20 protein-coding genes and 2 tRNA genes are annotated in these 15,941 nt (G+C 73.9%); 4 read left to right on the top strand and 18 right to left on the bottom strand.

What is annotated here, in order from left to right:
• Positions 1-58 precede the first annotated feature (58 nt).
• From QE405_RS01315 to QE405_RS01305, 3 genes are all read right to left on the bottom strand, one after another.
• Complete coding sequence (locus QE405_RS01315; RefSeq protein WP_307198425.1) at positions 59-424, bottom strand: hypothetical protein; 366 nt, start codon at positions 422-424, stop codon at positions 59-61.
• Between the two features lie 205 nt (positions 425-629).
• Positions 630-702, bottom strand: a tRNA-Lys gene (locus QE405_RS01310).
• 54 nt (positions 703-756) lie between these two features.
• The gene (locus tag QE405_RS01305; RefSeq protein WP_307198424.1) at positions 757-2,376 is read right to left on the bottom strand and encodes a phytoene desaturase family protein; all 1,620 of its coding nucleotides are present in this window, start codon (positions 2,374-2,376) and stop codon (positions 757-759) included.
• A 141-nt stretch (positions 2,377-2,517) separates the two neighbouring features.
• On the opposite strand from QE405_RS01305, the gene QE405_RS01300 reads away from it, so the two are divergent.
• Positions 2,518-4,599 (top strand): sensor histidine kinase, encoded by a 2,082-nt coding sequence (locus QE405_RS01300; protein ID WP_307198423.1) that lies wholly within the window; start codon positions 2,518-2,520, stop codon positions 4,597-4,599.
• Positions 4,600-4,678: 79 nt separating this feature from the next.
• On the opposite strand, the gene QE405_RS01295 is transcribed toward QE405_RS01300, so the two are convergent.
• Together QE405_RS01295 and orn are read right to left on the bottom strand one after the other, a co-directional pair.
• Positions 4,679-4,751: transfer RNA gene (locus QE405_RS01295), tRNA-His, on the bottom strand.
• Positions 4,752-4,806: 55 nt separating this feature from the next.
• Entirely contained in the window at positions 4,807-5,460 is a 654-nt protein-coding gene (gene orn, locus QE405_RS01290) for an oligoribonuclease (RefSeq protein WP_307198422.1), read from the bottom strand.
• Positions 5,461-5,584: 124 nt separating this feature from the next.
• On the opposite strand from orn, the gene QE405_RS01285 reads away from it, so the two are divergent.
• Positions 5,585-6,421: a DsbA family protein gene (locus QE405_RS01285; RefSeq protein ID WP_307198421.1), complete on the top strand. Its 837-nt coding sequence runs from the start codon at positions 5,585-5,587 to the stop codon at positions 6,419-6,421.
• 152 nt (positions 6,422-6,573) lie between these two features.
• Here QE405_RS01285 and QE405_RS01280 read toward each other — a convergent pair whose 3' ends face one another.
• From QE405_RS01280 to QE405_RS01255, 6 genes are read right to left on the bottom strand one after another with little or no spacing between them, the layout of a single operon-like run.
• Positions 6,574-7,047 (bottom strand): aminoacyl-tRNA deacylase, encoded by a 474-nt coding sequence (locus QE405_RS01280; protein WP_307198420.1) that lies wholly within the window; start codon positions 7,045-7,047, stop codon positions 6,574-6,576.
• On the bottom strand, positions 7,044-7,481 hold the full coding sequence (locus tag QE405_RS01275; RefSeq protein WP_307198419.1) for a hypothetical protein: 438 nt from the start codon (positions 7,479-7,481) through the stop codon (positions 7,044-7,046). The genes QE405_RS01280 and QE405_RS01275 overlap by 4 nt, the downstream gene beginning before the upstream one ends.
• Positions 7,465-8,085 carry an LLM class flavin-dependent oxidoreductase gene (locus QE405_RS01270; protein WP_307198418.1) on the bottom strand — a complete coding sequence of 207 codons (621 nt, stop codon included), beginning with the start codon at positions 8,083-8,085 and terminating at the stop codon, positions 7,465-7,467. The genes QE405_RS01275 and QE405_RS01270 overlap by 17 nt, the downstream gene beginning before the upstream one ends.
• 7 nt (positions 8,086-8,092) lie before the next feature.
• Positions 8,093-8,956: an aldo/keto reductase gene (locus QE405_RS01265; RefSeq protein ID WP_307198417.1), complete on the bottom strand. Its 864-nt coding sequence runs from the start codon at positions 8,954-8,956 to the stop codon at positions 8,093-8,095.
• Positions 8,957-8,978: 22 nt separating this feature from the next.
• A complete protein-coding gene (locus tag QE405_RS01260; RefSeq protein WP_307198416.1) occupies positions 8,979-9,314 on the bottom strand; it encodes a hypothetical protein in 336 nt (111 codons plus the stop codon).
• Positions 9,311-10,171, bottom strand: coding sequence for a hypothetical protein (locus QE405_RS01255; RefSeq protein ID WP_307198415.1), 861 nt, complete (start codon positions 10,169-10,171; stop codon positions 9,311-9,313). Before QE405_RS01255 ends, QE405_RS01260 begins: the two co-directional genes overlap by 4 nt.
• Positions 10,172-10,185: 14 nt before the next feature.
• On the opposite strand from QE405_RS01255, the gene QE405_RS01250 reads away from it, so the two are divergent.
• Positions 10,186-10,461 (top strand): PqqD family protein, encoded by a 276-nt coding sequence (locus tag QE405_RS01250; RefSeq protein WP_307198414.1) that lies wholly within the window; start codon positions 10,186-10,188, stop codon positions 10,459-10,461.
• Between the two features lie 20 nt (positions 10,462-10,481).
• Here the strand turns inward: QE405_RS01250 and QE405_RS01245 are convergent, their stop codons facing one another.
• Positions 10,482-11,114 (bottom strand): arsenate reductase/protein-tyrosine-phosphatase family protein, encoded by a 633-nt coding sequence (locus QE405_RS01245; protein WP_307198413.1) that lies wholly within the window; start codon positions 11,112-11,114, stop codon positions 10,482-10,484.
• Positions 11,115-11,200: 86 nt separating this feature from the next.
• On the opposite strand from QE405_RS01245, the gene QE405_RS01240 reads away from it, so the two are divergent.
• Positions 11,201-12,682, top strand: a complete 1,482-nt coding sequence (locus QE405_RS01240; protein ID WP_307198412.1) for a polysaccharide biosynthesis tyrosine autokinase — start codon at positions 11,201-11,203, stop codon at positions 12,680-12,682.
• A gap of 25 nt (positions 12,683-12,707) precedes the next feature.
• Here QE405_RS01240 and QE405_RS01235 read toward each other — a convergent pair whose 3' ends face one another.
• Genes QE405_RS01235 through QE405_RS01210 form a run of 6 tightly spaced genes read right to left on the bottom strand, consistent with a single transcriptional unit; the run spans position 12,708 to position 15,882 of the window.
• Positions 12,708-13,007, bottom strand: coding sequence for a GroES family chaperonin (locus tag QE405_RS01235; RefSeq protein ID WP_307205429.1), 300 nt, complete (start codon positions 13,005-13,007; stop codon positions 12,708-12,710).
• A 38-nt stretch (positions 13,008-13,045) separates the two neighbouring features.
• Complete coding sequence (locus QE405_RS01230) at positions 13,046-13,294, bottom strand: DUF3618 domain-containing protein (RefSeq protein ID WP_307198411.1); 249 nt, start codon at positions 13,292-13,294, stop codon at positions 13,046-13,048.
• A gap of 54 nt (positions 13,295-13,348) precedes the next feature.
• On the bottom strand, positions 13,349-14,119 hold the full coding sequence (locus QE405_RS01225; RefSeq protein WP_307198410.1) for an energy-coupling factor ABC transporter ATP-binding protein: 771 nt from the start codon (positions 14,117-14,119) through the stop codon (positions 13,349-13,351).
• Positions 14,116-14,829, bottom strand: coding sequence for a cobalt ECF transporter T component CbiQ (gene cbiQ / locus QE405_RS01220; RefSeq protein ID WP_307198409.1), 714 nt, complete (start codon positions 14,827-14,829; stop codon positions 14,116-14,118). Before cbiQ ends, QE405_RS01225 begins: the two co-directional genes overlap by 4 nt.
• 4 nt (positions 14,830-14,833) lie before the next feature.
• A complete protein-coding gene (locus QE405_RS01215) occupies positions 14,834-15,175 on the bottom strand; it encodes a PDGLE domain-containing protein (RefSeq protein ID WP_307198408.1) in 342 nt (113 codons plus the stop codon).
• Entirely contained in the window at positions 15,172-15,882 is a 711-nt protein-coding gene (locus QE405_RS01210; protein WP_307198407.1) for an energy-coupling factor ABC transporter permease, read from the bottom strand. Before QE405_RS01210 ends, QE405_RS01215 begins: the two co-directional genes overlap by 4 nt.
• Between the last annotated feature and the right edge of the window lie 59 nt (positions 15,883-15,941).

Below are 15,941 nucleotides of genomic sequence, written 5' to 3'. Positions count from 1 at the left end.
CCCGGGAGAGCGTCACTCGGGAGGCGTTACTCGGGAGGCGTTACTCGGAAGACATTCCTCAGGAGGGGAACCCGGTGCCCTGGTGCTGCGCGTGCCCCGCCGACCCGGCCGATCCCGCCGACCCGACCGACCCGCCCGACCGCGAATCGCGGCCGTCCTCGTCGTCGTAGAAGTCCCGCGAGCCGGACTTCGCGAGGCCGCGGCTCACCATGTAGCCGATGGTCAGGAGCGTGACGTAGAACCACGCCTCCTGGGCCCCGAAGTCGGAGGCGTCCACGACGGCGGAGGCGATGAGGATCCCGAGGGCGACCACGACGAACGCGACGAGCTCGGTCGTCTTGAACGAGGCCTTGGTCTCGGTGCTGATGCGACGGCGCGCGGCGCCGACGCCCTGGTACGACGGAAGGGACTGGGAGGGGGACATGACTGCTCCTGACGGCGACGACCGAGCCAGCGGGCTGGCTCCGTCACGCCCGGTGGGGGGAGGGAGTGGTACGCGGCGACGAGAACGGCGCCGTACTTCCTCGGTACCCGGCCCGCTGCCACTCAGGCGCCGCCCCGGGGCAACGGCAGCGACGCCACCAACGCAGAAGGCCCCGCACCGAACGGTGCGGGGCCTTCTCGATCTGTACGCCATCAGGGACTCGAACCCCGAACCCGCTGATTAAGAGTCAGCTGCTCTGCCAATTGAGCTAATGGCGCCCGGTGAAGCGGGTGCAACATTAGCAGCGGGTGACGCCCCAGAAAAATCGAGGCTCAGATGGCGTCCAGCACCGCGTGCGCGGCGTTGTGCCCGCCGAGGCCGGAGACCGCGCCACCGCGGCGTGCACCGGAGCCGCAGAGGAGCACGCCGTCGTACGCGGTCTCCACGCCCCACGCCGCCGCCGGCGCGTCGAGCGCGGCGCGCGAGGGCGCCCAGGGCCACTCGAGGTCGCCGTGGAAGATGTGCCCGCCGGGCATCTGGAGGTCCGCCTCGACGTCCAGCGGGGTCTTCGCCTCGATGCACGGGTTCCCGTCGGCGTCCCGTGCCACCACGGAGGAGATGGGGTCGAGGAGCACCTCGTCGAGGGAGGCGATGGCGCGTTCGACGGCGACCTTCGCGAACCCCGGGTCGCCGGCGAAGAGCCCCGCGGGCGTGTGGAGCCCGAAGTAGGTGAGCGTGTGCGCACCGGTGCCCGCGAGCGGGCCGAGGATCGACGGGTCCGTCAGCGAGTGGCAGTAGACCTCGCCCGGCATGCGGGTCGGCACCCGGCCGGCGACGGCGTCGGCGTGGGCCGCCTCGAGCTCGCCGGCCCCTTCGGCGAGGTGCAACGTGCCCGCGAACGCCACGGCCGGGTCCACGCCCGAGCGGAGGCGCGGCAGCCGGTCGAGCAGGAGGTTGATCTTCAGCTGCGACCCCTGCGGCTTCACGACCTCCTCGAGGGGTTCGCCGACGAGGCCGGCCAAGGTCCACGGCGCCACCCCGGACAGCACGAACCGCGCCCCGACCCTGTGGGTGCCCTCGGCGTCGACGAAGGTGACCTCGGCCCCCGACCCGCCGGCGGTCCCGCTCGCGGAGGCGGCGTGCACGCGGCGTACGTCGGCGTGCGTCAGCACCTCCGCACCGGCGCCGACGGCGGAGGCGTGCAGGGCGTCGGTGACCGCCCCCATGCCGCCGACCGGCACGCGCCACTCCCCCGTGCCGTTGCCGATGAGGTGGTAGAGGAAGCAGCGGTTCTGCACCAGCGACGGGCTGTGGAGCGAGGCGAAGGTGCCGATGAGCCCGTCCGTGGCGACGACGCCGCGCACGAGGTCATCGGTGAACCGCCGCTCGATGGCCTCGCCGAGCGGCCGCTCCACGACGTCCCGCCAGATCGCGGCGGGCACCTGCGCCGCCAGGTCGTCCACCCGCGGCAGGGGCCGGGTCAGCGTCGGCGCGACGACGCGCGCCAGCTCCTCCACCTCGCCGTAGAAGGACGTCCAGGCCTCGTACGCCGCGTCCGACCCCGTCAGCGCCGCGAACGACGCCCGCGTCGCCGGCCCCTCGGGTCGTTCGACGAGCAGGCCGCCGTCGACGCCGTCGCGGCGGTAGGGCGAGTACGACGCGGTCGAGCGCGACACGAGGCGCAGGTCGAGCCCGAGGTCGGTGACGACCTGGTCGGGCAGCAGGCTCACGAGGTAGGAGTAGCGCGAGAGCCGCACCGGCACGCCGGGGAACGCCTCGGTGGAGACGGCAGCGCCTCCGGTGCGGCCCAGCCGCTCCAGGACCGCGACCGACAGACCACGGCGTGCGAGATAGGCGGCGGCCACCAGCCCGTTGTGGCCGCCGCCCACCACGACGACGTCGTAGTCGGTGCTCGCGAGCCGGGTCGACCGGGTCTCCGTGCGCTCGTCCATGCGGTTCACCCTAGGACGATCCTCCGCGGGCCCCGGCCGACGGGCAGGTGGCCGTTCACCTGCCAAGTCCGTCCCGACGGGTCACAATGTGCGGCGACGAGGGGCAGGCGACGTCGACGCCTGGCCCAGCAGGGAGGACGCGTGAGCAGCACCGACGTGGCGGGCGCGGCACGCCCGGAGGCAGGGGGTCTCCTCGCGGGCACCCGGCTCCCGGCGCTGCTGCTCCTCGCGGTGCTCGGCCTCGGCTTCGTCGCCGCCTACTGGGGCGAGACCTGGGTGGTCGCCTTCACCCAGTGGCCGGTCGGCCTGGTGACGGCCGCGGCCATCGTGGCGCCGCTCCGTTGGGCGCCGGTGCCGGTCGTGCTCGGCGGGCTCGCCGGTTGGTGGACCATGTCGCTGGTCGACGTCCGGCCCCTCACGGCCGTCGGGTTCGGCGTCAGCGTGGCCGTCCAGGCGCTCGCCGCGACGATCGTGCTCCGCCGGCGGGACCGCGGGCGACCGGGGCTGCGCAGCCAGGGCGACCTGGGCCGCTGGCTCGTCGCGGGGACCCTCGGACCGCTGCTCGGCGTGCTCACGCTCGCCGGCTTCGTGGGGGCCGCCGGCGTGCAGCCGCGGACGTCCCAGTCGGTGCTGGTGCTGCTCGCCACGACGTTCTCCCAGCTCCTGCTGACGCTCCCCTTCCTGCGCTTCGACCGGACCACGCAGCGGGTCACCGATCCCGAGCGATGGGCCCAGTGGGTCGCCGTGCTCGCCGCGACCACCGCCGTCTTCACGTTGCAGGACGAGGTCGCCTGGGCGTTCACGCTCGTGCCGCTCCTGGCCTGGGGTGCGCTCCGCCTGACGCTGACCGACATGATCGCGCAGCTCTTCGTGATCACGGTGACGGTGCTCACCTTTGCCTCGATCGGCGTCGGCCCCTACAGCATCGCCCTCCACGAGCGGACCGCCGTCCCCGACACGACGGTCCTGCTCCTGTTCCTCCTGAGCGCGGTGCTCCTCGTCGTGCCCTACACCCTCGTCGCGCAGCTGTTCCGCGCTCGGTCCGCCGAGGCCCACCGCGAGCGTGAGCTCGTGGGCCGGATCATGGACTCGGCCACCCGGACCGCGATCATCGGCACCGACCGTGACGGCCGCATCACGGTCTTCAACGTGGGCGCGGAGCTGCTGCTCGGGTACGACGCACGCGACATGCTCGGCCAGACCCCGGCCGCCTTCGTCCCGCGGTCGGAGCTGCGCGCACTGGCGGAGGCCGTCGGCACGGCGCCCGAGTTCCACCGGATCGCCCGCGCCCTCACGAAGCGCTCGAGCGAGCCGCGGGACTGGCGGATGCGCCGCAAGTCCGGCGAGATGCGCTCCCACTCGGTCACCATCACCCGCATGCACGACCAGCGCGGTGAGGTCGTCGGCTACGTGTGCACCTCGGAGGACGTCACCGCGCGGGTGCAGCGCCAGGACGCGCTCCTGGCGGCGCTGCTCAGCGAGCGCGAGGCCGTGGAGCGCCTCGAGCAGGCCGACCGCATGAAGGACGCCCTGGTCTCGACCGTCAGCCACGAGCTGCGCACACCGCTGACGAGCGTCCTCGGCTACGCCACGATGCTCGCCGACGGCGACCTCGGGGAGATCCCGCCACTGGTGGCGCAGACGCTCGAGCGCATCATCAACAACGGCGAGCGCCTGCGCTCCCTCGTCGAGGACCTCCTCGTGCTCTCCCGCGTCAACGCCGGCCAGCTCGACCTCGCCAGCGAGCCGCTCGACCTGCGCGACGTGGTGCGCTCGGCGTACGACGTCGTCGCGCCCCAGCTCGAGACGCGCGACCTCGAGGTGCGCGTCGCACTGCCCGACGACGAGGCCCTCGTCGACGGCGACGCCGGGATGCTGGAGCGCGTCGTGCTCAACCTGCTGACCAACGCGCTCAAGTTCACGCACGACGGCGGCCAGGTCGACGTCTCGCTCCGGCTCGAGTCCGACGAGGTCGTGATCGAGGTGAGCGACACCGGCCTCGGCATCCCCGTGGACGAGCAGGACCAGCTGTTCACGCAGTTCTTCCGCTCCTCGATCGCGAAGCGCGAGGCGATCCAGGGCACGGGGCTCGGGCTGTCGATCGCGCACGCGATCGTCGAGCAGCACGGGGGCGTCATCGGCGCGACGTCGGAGCCCTCGATCGGCTCGACGTTCCTCGTCGTGCTGCCGCGCCTCGGCGTACGGGCGCAGCAGCCGGCCTGAGGCGGCGAGCGCGGGGCGGCGCCTTGCCGGGAGCGAAATGACGAACGCGCGAGGCCCGAGGGCCTCGCGCGTTCTCCGGGGTGAGTAACGGGACTCGAACCCGCGACATCCGCCACCACAAGGCGGCGCTCTACCAGCTGAGCTATACCCACCACGACCTCGTGCGCGACTCTCATCGCGACGGGCCGGGCAGAAGTGTAGCGGGTGTCAGGGAGTGCTCTGACCACCCGGGTCGGATGCGGGCTCCGGGGCCCCGATCCCGGTCAGTGCGCCACCGTGACGGCGGGCGATCTCCCCGGCCTGCGCCGAGCTCGGGCCGGGCGACGGGACGAAGACGGCGTCCCGGTAGTAGCGGAGCTCCTCGATGCTCTCCTGGATGTCGGCGAGCGCCCGGTGGTTCCCGCGCTTCTTCGGAGCCTGGTAGTAGGCCCGCGGGAACCAGCGGCGCGACAGCTCCTTGATCGAGGAGACGTCGACGATGCGGTAGTGGAGGAACCCCTCGAGCTCCGTCATGTCCCGCGCGAGGAACGAGCGGTCCGTGGCCACCGTGTTGCCGGCCAGCGGGGGGCGGCTGCCATCGGGGCAGTGGCTCTTCACGTAGGCGAGCACCTCGGCCTCCGCCTCGGCGAGCGTCATGCCCGTGTCGAGCTGCGCGAGCAGGCCCGACTTCTCGTGCATGTCGCGGACGAAGTCGCCCATCTGCGCGAGCGCCTCCGGCGCGGGCTTGATGATGAGGTCGACCCCGTCACCCAGCACGTTGAGCTCGAAGTCGGTGACCAGCGCGGCCACCTCGATCAGCGCGTCGGCGCCCAGGTCGAGGCCGGTCATCTCGCAGTCGATCCACACCAGTCGGTCCGTCACGACGTCGCAGCCTACGCCCCGCCCCGCAGACGGCGGGCGCGACTCAGGATGGGTTCAGGAACGCTGCCTAGCCTCGGGAGGGAGCAACGGTCCCCAGCACCCCGACGAAGTGAGGCGTGGACGCATGGCCCAGGCGCCCGGCAAGCCGGACGGTCCGAAGCAGAGCAGGGCGGAGGTCGCTGCCCGCGCCCAGCGCGAGGCGCAGCGCAAGGAACGCCTCCGGGAGTGGCTCATCGTCGGCGGCGTCGTCGCCGTCGTGGCCGCGGTCATCATCGGCGTGCTGGCGCTCACCGGTGGTGACGACGACGGAGCCGGCGAGGCCGACGCGCCCGGGGTGGGCCGCACCACCGACGACGCTGGCTCCGACGACGGAGGCTCGGCCACCGCTCCCGGCAGCGGCGACAGCGTCAACCTGGCGGGCGAGGTCACCTCCGACTACGGGTTCGCGTTCGGCGACCCCGACGCCGAGCACCGCGTGGTGATCTACGAGGACTTCCTCTGCCCGTTCTGCGGCGCCCTGGAGGCCGCGAGCAGCGACCGGCTGACCCAGCTCGTCGACTCGGGCGACGTCGTCGTGGAGTACCGCGTCTTCAACCTGCTGGGCCGGGTCAGCGACTACTCGCTCCGCTCCGCCAACGCGATGGCCGTCGTCATGGACGCCGCCGGCCCCGACGCCGCGAAGACGTTCCACGACCTGCTCTACGACCAGCAGCCCAGCGAGCGCGGCCCGTTCCCCGACGACGACTGGCTGGTCGACCAGGCGGTCGTCGCGGGCGCCGACGAGGACGCCGTGCGCCCCGGCATCGAGGACCTCGCCTTCGAGGACTGGGTCGAGGAGGCCGGCACCGCCGCCACCGACAACGGCGTCCAGGGCACCCCGACCGTCCTCGTCGACGGTCAGCAGGTGGGCGGCGCGAGCATCGACGAGATCACCCAGAACATCCTCGACCAGGTCTCCTGACCTCAGGCGGGGTCGGCGGTTGCAGCGCGCCTGCCCCTCCTCGTGTAACGCGGTGTTACTGCTACTGGAGAAGTGGTCGACCGCCGCTCCAGTAGCCCGGACACCGCGTTACACCGGGCAGACACCGGGCAGGCAGGGAGGCGTCGCCCACCTCAGGCGGGGTCGGTGACGTCGGCGACGACCGCGTCGTACGCCGCGAGCAGCGCCTCCGCCTCCACCGTCAGCCCGACGCCGTGGTCACCGCCGCCGATCGAGATCGTGCCGGTGACCCGGGTGTCGGCGACGACGGGCCAGGGTCCGTGCGGCCCCGGCGACGCGCCGAACGGCGTGATCGTGCCGCGGGCGTAGCCGGTGGCGCGCTGCGCGTCCTCGGCCGACGGCATGGAGAGGCGCGAGACCCCGAGCAGCGCTCGTAGCCGCGGCCAGCTGATCGTGCGGTCGCCCGGCACCAGCACGAGCAGGTGGTCGTCGTCCCCGCGCCGTACCACCAGCGTCTTCACCAGCCGCTCCGGCGCGACGCCGCGCGCGGCCGCCGCCTCCTCGAGCGACCGGACGGGACCGTGCCGGGTCACCGCGACGGGTACGCCGAGGGCCCGCGCGGCCGCGACCGCCCGCTCCTCGCTCACGCGGGTGCCCCCGCGCCCTCCGAGGCCGTCCACCCCAGCGCGGGCGCCAGGCGTTCGGCGATGTCGGTGAGGATCTGCACGTAGTCGTCGTGCTCGAACGAGAAGGGCAGCGCGAAGACGACCTCGTCGACGGCCTGGAAGCCCGCGTGCGCCCGGAGCTGCTCGGCGATCTGCTCCGAGGTCCCGACGAGGTCGGGGGCGAAGAGCAGTCGCGCCGGTCCCTGGGGCTCCGTGGTGCGGGGCAGCCGCTCCGCGGCGTACCGCTCGTAGCGGCGCCGCTGGTCGGCCGTCGCGCTGTCGGTCGGCACGACCACCAGTCCCTGCGACAGGCGGGCCGCCCCGGGGTCCGGGTGGGCGGCCAGGAACGCGTCCATCTGGGCGCGCTGGGCGCGGGCGAAGTCGACGGGCTCACCCGACTCACCCTCGTGCTTCACGACGCTGCTGCTCAGCAGGGCCCAGGCCCTGCGCGCCGGCCCAGGTGGCGGAGCGGACGGAGCCGGCGCCGTACCAGACCCGGTCCGCCAGACCGGGCACGTGCGGCTGGACGCGCTCGGAGAACACCTCGATCCCCTGCTGCCCGCTGAACGTGCTCGCCGGCTCGCCGCGGAGGTGCCGCAGCAGGCGCTCGACCCGTGCGTAGGAGAAGTCCTCCGCGTCGGCGGTGTCGGGGTAGAGCGCGTCCCGCACGTGCTTCCACTGCATCGGCGGGCCGACGCTGATCCCGGGCTGCAACCGTCCGCCGGAGAGGACGTCGACGGTGGCCAGGTCCTCGGCCAGGCGCAGCGGGTTCTCCCAGCCCAGGGGCATGACCGCCGTGCCGAGGTCGATGCGGCTCGTGCGCTGGCTGGCGGCGGCCAGGAACGTCAACGGCGAGGAGATGCCGTGCTGGAGGTGCCGGTGGCGCACGTAGGCGCTGTCGAACCCGAGCCGCTCCCCCAGCTCGATGACGCGGAGGGTCGCCTCGTGGCCCGCGCGGGGCTCGTCGGGGTCGAAGAGCCCGATGGTGAGGAAGCCCAGGCGGCGCAGCGGTCGTGCCACGGACGGCTCAGCGCACCGCGTCGAGGGCGGCGTACTCCTCGTCGCTCAGCTCGATGCCGGCGGCCGCGACGTTGGTCTCGAGGTGCGCGACGGTCTTCGTGCCGGGGATGGGGAGCACGACGGGCGAGCGGCGCAGCAGCCAGGCCAGCGCCAGCTGCGACGGCTCGGCGCCGTGGTCGCGGGACGCCTGCGCCAGCGGGCCGTCGGCCCCGGCGAGCTCGCCGGTGGCGAGCGGGAACCACGGGATGAACCCGATCCCCTCGGCGTCGCAGTAGTCGAGGAGGGGCTCGGCGTCGCGCTTCACCAGGTTGAACAGGTTCTGCACGGTCGCGATCTCGGCGACCTCGCGGGCCTCCTGCAGCTGGCCCAGCGACACCTCGGAGAGCCCGATGTGGCGCACCTTGCCCTCCTCCTGCAGCTTCTTCAGCTCGCCCACCTGGTCCTCCAGCGGGAAGGCGGGGTCGACGCGGTGGAGCTGGAACAGGTCGAGGGCCTCGACACCGAGACGGCGGAGGCTGAGCTCGGCCTGCTGGCGCAGGTACGCCGGGTGCCCGACCGGGATCCACTCGCCCGGACCGGTGCGCACGAGGCCGGCCTTGGTGGCGATGACGAGGTCGTCGGCGTAGGGCCGCAGCGCCTCGGCGATGAGCTCCTCGGAGACGGTCGGGCCGTAGGAGTCCGCCGTGTCGATGAAGGTGACACCCAGCTCGACGGCCCGCCGGAGCACGGCGATCGCGCCCTCGCGGTCCTCGGGCCAGCCCCAGACCCCGTCGCCGGTGATCTGCATGGCGCCGTAGCCGAGGCGGACGACGGGGAGCTCGCCCCCGATGCGGAAGTGGCCGGATGCTGCTGCGGAGACGTGGTCGCTCATGGTCTCCAGCGTCCCACCGGGGTCAACCCGCGACCGGTCCCGACGGCTGCTCCGTCTCCACCACGCCCTGCTCCGCGAGGTCGGTCAGCACCGACGCCGTGGTGGCGTGCACGTCGACCCCGTCCGGCGCACCGAAGAGCTCCACGAGACCGGCCGTGACGACGGCGGCGTCGGTCCAGGCACCGGCGCCCGCACCGGACCCGGCACCGGACCCGGCACCGGACCCGTCGAGGATCTCGAGCACCGCCGTGGCGAGCGCCGACAGCACGACGACGGTGGCGCCCACCATGACGGCGGACTCCTCGCCCGCGACGTACCAGTCCGCCACCGGCGCCCGGCGCACCCGCAGGCCGCTCACGCCAGCCACTCCGCGAGGAGCGGGGCGAGGCTCGCGGACTCGCGGTAGCGCACCCGCCGCAGCCCGCCGCCCTGCTCGATCGTGGCCGCCAGGGCGTGGAGCGGGCGCTCGACGCGGGTGAGGTACGACGTCTGCCCCGCCAGGGTCGCGAGCGCCCGCACCGTCGACTCCGACGTCACCTCGGGCTCCTCCGGGCCGTCCGGGGACCGCTCGAGGAGGACGACCGCGGCGAGGCGGGGGTCGGCCGGCACCGGTGCGAGGCCGCACGCGGCGGGCGCCAGCTGGTCCTTGACGGGCTCCCCGGGCACGGGGATCACCGACAACGGCTTCGGGTAGGGCAGCAGCCGGCCGGTCGCGTCGATGCCGGCCGTCTCGTCGGTGAGGTAGCCGAACGACGTGCCCAGCGTGCGCGCGAGGGTCGTCTTGCCCGTGCCGGACGGCGCCACGAGCACCGCCGTGCGCCCCGTCTCCGGGTGCGCCAGCGCGCAGGCGTGGAGCATCATCAGCGCACCGGCGCGGCGCTCGATGAGCCGCAGGGTGACCGCGGGCGAGAGCTGGTGCATCACGTCGGCGAGCGCGGTGCCGACCACCGCCCCCGCCGCGACCGCGGCGTGGCGCTCGGCGGGATCGGCGGACGGCGCGTCGAGCACGACGTCGAGCGTGCCGCCGTCGACGGGGCCGTCCTCCCCGCCGTCCCCGTCCTCCCCGGGGACCGGGAACGGCGCGAGGCACCGCTCCCAGGCCGCGCGGACGGTGTCGACCAGCGTGGCGCGCTCGGTGCCGCGCAGCCGCAGCGTCACCACCGCACCGAGCCCGTGGACCGGGACGAGCACGGCCTCGTCGGGGACCGCGCTCATGGCACCATCACCCCGTGCGCATCGACGACACGACCACGCTCCGCCGCAACCCGTCGGCCCTCGGCACCAGCACCGGGGACACGATGGTGCTGCTCGACGAGCGCGGCGAGTACCTCGAGCTCAACCCCGTCGGCGTCTCCGTCTGGGAGTGCCTCGAGCAGCCGACGACGTTCGGCGCGCTCGTGCTGCTCCTCGCCACCGAGTACGGCGCGGCCGCCGCCCAGGTGCGGGGCGACGTGCTGCCCTTCCTCGACGAGCTGGCCGAGCGCGGGCTCGTCCTGCTGACCTGAGACGCGCCGGGAGGCCGCTCTCACGCCTCCCCTGCCCGGGCCTCCTGGGCCTCCTCCTGGGCCTCCTGGGCCTCCAGGGCCTCCGCCTCGGCCGCCTGCCGCTCCTCGACGAGCACGGCCACGAGCGGGGCGAGCACCTCGACCGTGGCGGCGATCTGGTCGGCCGCCTCGCGGTGGCGCGCCGCGTCCCGCCCCATGGGGTCCGGCACGTCGAGGTCGTTGCGCGAGACAGCGCCCCGCCGGGCCGAGAGGGCCCGCATCGCGCGACGTACGTCGGGCAGCACCTGCACGTGCTGCGCCTCCTCCTCGACCACGAGCGCGAGCTCCTTGAGCGTGAAGGTGCGGTGCAGCACCGCGGGGGTGATGCCCACGACCTGCTTGCGCACCTCGGTGGTCGCCGTCAGCACGAGGTCGGAGGCCCGGAGCATCTCGTCGGTGACCGCACGGGCGACGAACCCGTCGGCCGATCCGCCGAGCCGCGCCAGCTCGGCGGCGGCGTCCGGCTCCATGGCCCGACCCTCCAGCGCGCCCGTGCCGGCGCTCGTCACCTCGACGAGACCGGCGGCGACCTCGTCGGCCAGCGCGAGGCGCAGGAGACGTTCTCCAAGAGGCGAACGACACACGTTGCCGACGCATACGATGAGGATCCTCACGGGCTCAGGCTCCCACGAGAACGCGCGGTCACGGAGCCGAAATCCGCATTCCGTGAGGCGCGAGACCCTCCCGATGGAAGGACCCCATGTCCCTCAGCGACTACCTGCGAGCGTTGCGCAACCACTGGCTCGGCGCCGGGGTCATCGTCGTCGCGTGCCTCGTGCTCGCGTTGGCCTACTCGCTGAGCCAGCCGGCGGTCTACGCCGCCAACGCCACCGGTCTCGTCACCTCGGCCAACCCCGATCCGTCCATCGCGGGTCAGTCGGTCGCCGACTCCCTGGCGAAGTCGCAGGCCAAGTCGTTCGTCGAGGTCGCCGGCAGCCGTCCCGTCGCGGAGCGGGCCATCACGGCCCTCGGCCTGGACTCCTCCCCCCAGGCACTGATCGGTCGCATCTCCGTCGAGCAGCCCGTCGACACGTCCCTCATCCGCATCACGGCCGAGGCCGGCGACCCCCAGGCCGCCCGCGACCTCGCCGACGCGTGGGTGCAGGCGCTGGCCGACGAGATCGACGAGATCCAGAACCCGGACGCCGTCGCCGGCAGCACCGGCCTCGTCGTGCGCCCCGTCGAGGGCGCGGCGCTCCCGAGCACGCCCGTCTCCCCCGTGCCGGCGCGCGACGGCGGCATCGGCCTCGTCCTGGGTCTCCTCCTCGGCGTCGCGTACGCCGCGGTGCGGTCCCAGCTCGACCGTCGCCTGCGCACCGCGCAGGAGATCGAGAAGAAGTTCAGCGTGGCCGTCATCGGCGCCATCCCCGCCACGAAGGCCCTGGAGCACGAGCGCGGCGAGGCGGCCGACCTGGCGGTGACGGAGACGGAGCAGAACTCGGCCTTCATCGCGGGCGAGGCCTTCCGCAAGCTGCGGACCAACCTGTCCTACATGGACGTCGACAACCCGCCCCGGATCATCGTCGTGACCAGCTCGCGGCAGTCGGACGGCAAGTCGACGGTGTCGACCAACCTCGCCGCCGCGATCGCGACCTCGGGCCAGCCGGTCATCCTGGTCGACGCCGACCTCCGCCGTCCCGTGGTCGCCCCGACGCTCGGCCTCGTCGAGGGTGCAGGCCTGACGGACGTGCTCATCGGGCGGGCCGAGCTCGACGACGTCCTGCAGGACCACCCCGCCGTGCCCGGGTTCCAGGTGCTCGCTGCCGGCGGCGTGCCGCCCAACCCCAGCGAGATGCTCGGCTCGCAGTCGATGCGCAACCTGCTCAAGCAGATGGCGGAGTCGGCGCTCGTCGTGCTGGACGCCCCGCCCCTGCTGCCCGTGACGGACGCCGCCGTGCTCTCCACCGTGGCCGACGGCGCGATCGTCGTCGTGTCCTACGGCAGCACCGTCGACACCGAGCTGGAGACGTCGCTGGGCAACCTCACCGCGGTGCGCGGCCGCGTGCTGGGCGTGGTCTTCAACCGCGTGCCGCGGCGCAACTCGGCGGGCGGCTACTACTACGGCGGCTACTACCGCGAGGAGGCCGACGCGGGCGGCGGGGACGGGAAGAAGGCCCGCAGCCGCACGGTGCGGGAGTCCCGACCCGACGGCAAGACCCGCCGGTGGTGGCGCCGCGGGTGACCGCGGTGTCCTCGGCCCAGGGGCCTCAGAGGTAGAGGCCCGTGGCCGAGTCGCCCAGCCGACCCGCGGCCACCGCGTGCACGTCGCGCTCGCGCAGCACCACGTAGGTGTCGCCGTGCACCTCGACCTCGGCCCGGTCGTCCGGGTCGAAGAGCACGCGGTCCTCGACCTCGACGGAGCGCACCTGCGGGCCGACGCCGACGACCCGCGACCAGGCGAGGCGCTTGGCGCCCATCGCCGCGGTCGCCGGGATCACGATGCCGCCCGACGAGCGCCGCTCCCCCGCCTCGCGGTCGAGCTCGACGAGGAGGCGGTCGTGGAGCATGCGGATCGGGGTGCCGTCACCGGCACCGCCGCCGGAGGTCACTTGACGAGCTTGCGGACGACCACGACCACCGCGACCGCGCCCGCGACCCCGCCGACGACCTTGAGGATGTTGTCGGTGCGGGGCGCGCCCGTGGTCGCGTCGACGAAGTAGCCCTTGACGGCGTTCGCCTCCTTGCGGGCGATCGTCTTCGGGTTGGTGCGGTGCAGCAGCTCGTCGATGGTCGAGGCCAGACGTTCCCGGGTCTGCTCGATCTCGCCCTCGAGGGAGTTGAGGTCGTTGCTCACGTACGCACCACTTTCGACAGGCTCAGGTCAACACTTCGGCGGTCGGGCTGAACGTTACCAACGCGCGCCTGGACGGCCCGCCGTGCGGGGATCGAACCCGAACGGCAGCTCCAGGCGGTGGGCGGTCATGGTCGCCTCGTCGGTGAGCACGTCGTACGTCGCGGCGTCCGCCACGACGACCCCGTCGGACAGCACCACCGAGCGTGGGCAGAGCTGCAGCGCGTAGGGCAGGTCGTGGGTGACCATCAGCATGGTGACGTCGAGACCGAGCAGGATCTCGGCGAGCTCCCGGCGCGACGCGGGGTCCAGGTTGGAGGAGGGCTCGTCGAGCACCAACAGCTCGGGCTCCATCACGAGCACCGTGGCGATGGCGACCCGCCGGCGCTGGCCGAAGGACAGGTGGTGGGGCGGGCGGTCGGCGTACCCGGCCATCCCGACCTGCTCGAGAGCCGCCTCCACGCGCCGGTCGAGCTCGGGGCCCCGCACCCCGGCGTTGCGGGGCCCGAAGGCGACGTCGTCGCGCACGGTGCCCATGAACAGCTGGTCGTCCGGGTCCTGGAAGACCACCCCGACCCGGCGGCGCACCTCCGCCAGGGTGCGGCGGCCCACCGTCAGGCCGGCGACCTCGACCGTCCCCGCACCCGGGCTGAGGATGCCGTTGAGGTGGAGGACCAGCGTCGTCTTGCCGGCACCGTTCGGGCCGAGCAGCGCGACGCGCTCGCCGCGGTCGAGGCGCAGGTCGACGCCGAAGAGCGCCTGGTGGCCGTCGGGATAGGCGAACGCGACGCCGTCGAGGGCGAGGACGGGCGCCGGCTCGGCGGTCACGGCGCCACCTCGCGCGTGGGCCGAGCGCCGACGTACCCGCGGGAGAGCATCGCCAGGTGCACCCGCTCGCCGCGCTCGTAGGACCGCACGAAGAGGGCACCGAGGGCACGGCCCAGCGCGGGCCAGTGCCGCGGTGACCGGGGCTCGCAGCCACGGGAGCGCAGGGCCACGAGCATGCGGCTCCACTCCCCCGTGACGACCTCGGCGTAGCGCAGCATGAAGCCCATGATCTCCAGCAGGAGGGCGGGGACGCGCAGGCGCGCGAGCCCGGCGAGGAGGTCGCGCGCGGTCGTCGTCGCCGCGAGGGTCAGGGCCGCCGCGACGCCGATCGTGCCCGTGGCCAGCAGGTGGCCGGCCTCGGCGAGGCCCGGGGCCGACACCTCCACCCCGAGCACGGGCAGCGTGGTGCGGGGACCGTGGGCGACGAACGGCACGAGCAGCGCGAACACCACGAAGGGGACCTCGACCACCATCCGCCGCAGGACGAACAGCAGCGGCACGCGCGCGACGAGCACGGTGGTGACGACGAGGGCCGCGGCGGCGCCGTACGCCTCCGGTGCCCACGCCGCGTCCCGCGGGATGGCCACGACGAGCAGCATGAGGCCGAGCAGCGCCAGCACCTTGAGGTGGGCGGGCGCCCGGTGCACCCGGCTCGCACCGGGGTGGTGGAGGGTCGGCCCGGCGCCCGGGCGGCCGTGTCCCGCGCCCACGGCGTCAGTCCTGCGCGGAGCCGCGGCGGCGCACGACGAGGGCGAGGCCACCCGCCAGCAGGAGGACGACCGCGACGCCGACGACGCCCGCGATGGCGCCGCTGAGCCAGGCGTGGTCGACACCTGCGGTGCCGTAGTCGGCGAACGGGCTCCTCGACGCCGCGGAGTCGCGGGCGGTGTCGCCGAAGCCGGTCGTGGCCGCGACGTGCTCGAGGCCGTCGGGGTGGGCGGACGCCAGGTAGCTGAGGCCGCCCGCCACGAGCAGCGTCACGACGAGGACGGCGGCGAAGAAGCGGCCGCGGGAGAGGCGGGGACGGACTGGCGTGGTCGTGGTCGTGGTGCTCATCGCGCCACCTCCGCCCCGGCGGGCGCTCCCGGCCGGCGGATCTCGAGCGTGGAGGCCGCGAGGAGCGGACGGGCGCCGTGGACGAGGTCGGGGCGCGTGGCCACGACGGCACTGACGACGAGCGCCGTCACCGCGGCCTCGCCGAGCCCGATCACGGTGTGCCAGCCGAGCATGGCGACCGCGACGTCACCGATGCCGACCGAGGCCTGGCCGCCGACGGCGAAGAGGAGGGTGAAGACGGCGGCCGCGGCGGGCACGCTGGCGAACGCACCGACGGCGGCTGCGGGCACGACCATCGCGGGGCGCCGGGGCAGGACCGCGCGCACGGCCACGAACACGAGGTAGCCGACCCCCACGCCGACGAGGCCCATGAGGGTCACGTTGGTGCCGAGCGCGGTGATGCCGCCGTCGGCCATGAGCAGTGCCTGGACGAGCAGGACCGTGCTGAGGCAGAGGACGGCCGACCACGGCCCCACGAGCACCGCGGCAAGGGCGCCGCCGAGCAGGTGACCGCTCGTGCCCGCGCCGACGGGGAAGTTCACCATCTGCGCGGCGAAGACGAACGCGGCCACCAGGCCGACCATGGGCGCGGTGCGGTCGTCGAGCTCGCGGCGGGCGCCGCGGAGCGCGAGACCGATGCCGGCGGCAGCGACCACGCCGGTCGCGATCGACGTCGGTGCGTCGAGAAACCCGTCAGGCACGTGCATGCCTGCCTCCTCTAGGTTGGGGCCAACCAGTGCGTCCGGACCCCCGTGCCGGGCTGCCC

The sequence above is a fragment of the Nocardioides zeae genome (genome assembly GCF_030818655.1).
Taxonomy (GTDB): Bacteria; Actinomycetota; Actinomycetes; order Propionibacteriales; family Nocardioidaceae; genus Nocardioides; species Nocardioides zeae_A.
The sequence above is the reverse complement of the archived record's forward strand: the minus strand, read 5'-3'. Positions and strand labels throughout refer to the sequence as shown.

Bases quoted from the DNA above. Each gene is read 5' to 3' on its own strand.
- QE405_RS01315 (WP_307198425.1), bottom strand. From the start codon at position 424: ATGTCCCCCTCCCAGTCCCTTCCGTCGTACCAGGGCGTCGGCGCCGCG.
- QE405_RS01215 (WP_307198408.1), bottom strand. From the start codon at position 15,175: ATGAGCACCACGACCACGACCACGCCAGTCCGTCCCCGCCTCTCCCGC.
- QE405_RS01305 (WP_307198424.1), bottom strand. From the start codon at position 2,376: ATGGACGAGCGCACGGAGACCCGGTCGACCCGGCTCGCGAGCACCGAC.
- QE405_RS01265 (WP_307198417.1), bottom strand. From the start codon at position 8,956: ATGAGCGACCACGTCTCCGCAGCAGCATCCGGCCACTTCCGCATCGGG.
- QE405_RS01235 (WP_307205429.1), bottom strand. From the start codon at position 13,007: ATGCTCCACGACCGCCTCCTCGTCGAGCTCGACCGCGAGGCGGGGGAG.
- QE405_RS01210 (WP_307198407.1), bottom strand. From the start codon at position 15,882: ATGCACGTGCCTGACGGGTTTCTCGACGCACCGACGTCGATCGCGACC.
- QE405_RS01255 (WP_307198415.1), bottom strand. From the start codon at position 10,171: ATGAGCGCGGTCCCCGACGAGGCCGTGCTCGTCCCGGTCCACGGGCTC.
- QE405_RS01285 (WP_307198421.1), top strand. From the start codon at position 5,585: ATGGCCCAGGCGCCCGGCAAGCCGGACGGTCCGAAGCAGAGCAGGGCG.
- QE405_RS01240 (WP_307198412.1), top strand. From the start codon at position 11,201: ATGTCCCTCAGCGACTACCTGCGAGCGTTGCGCAACCACTGGCTCGGC.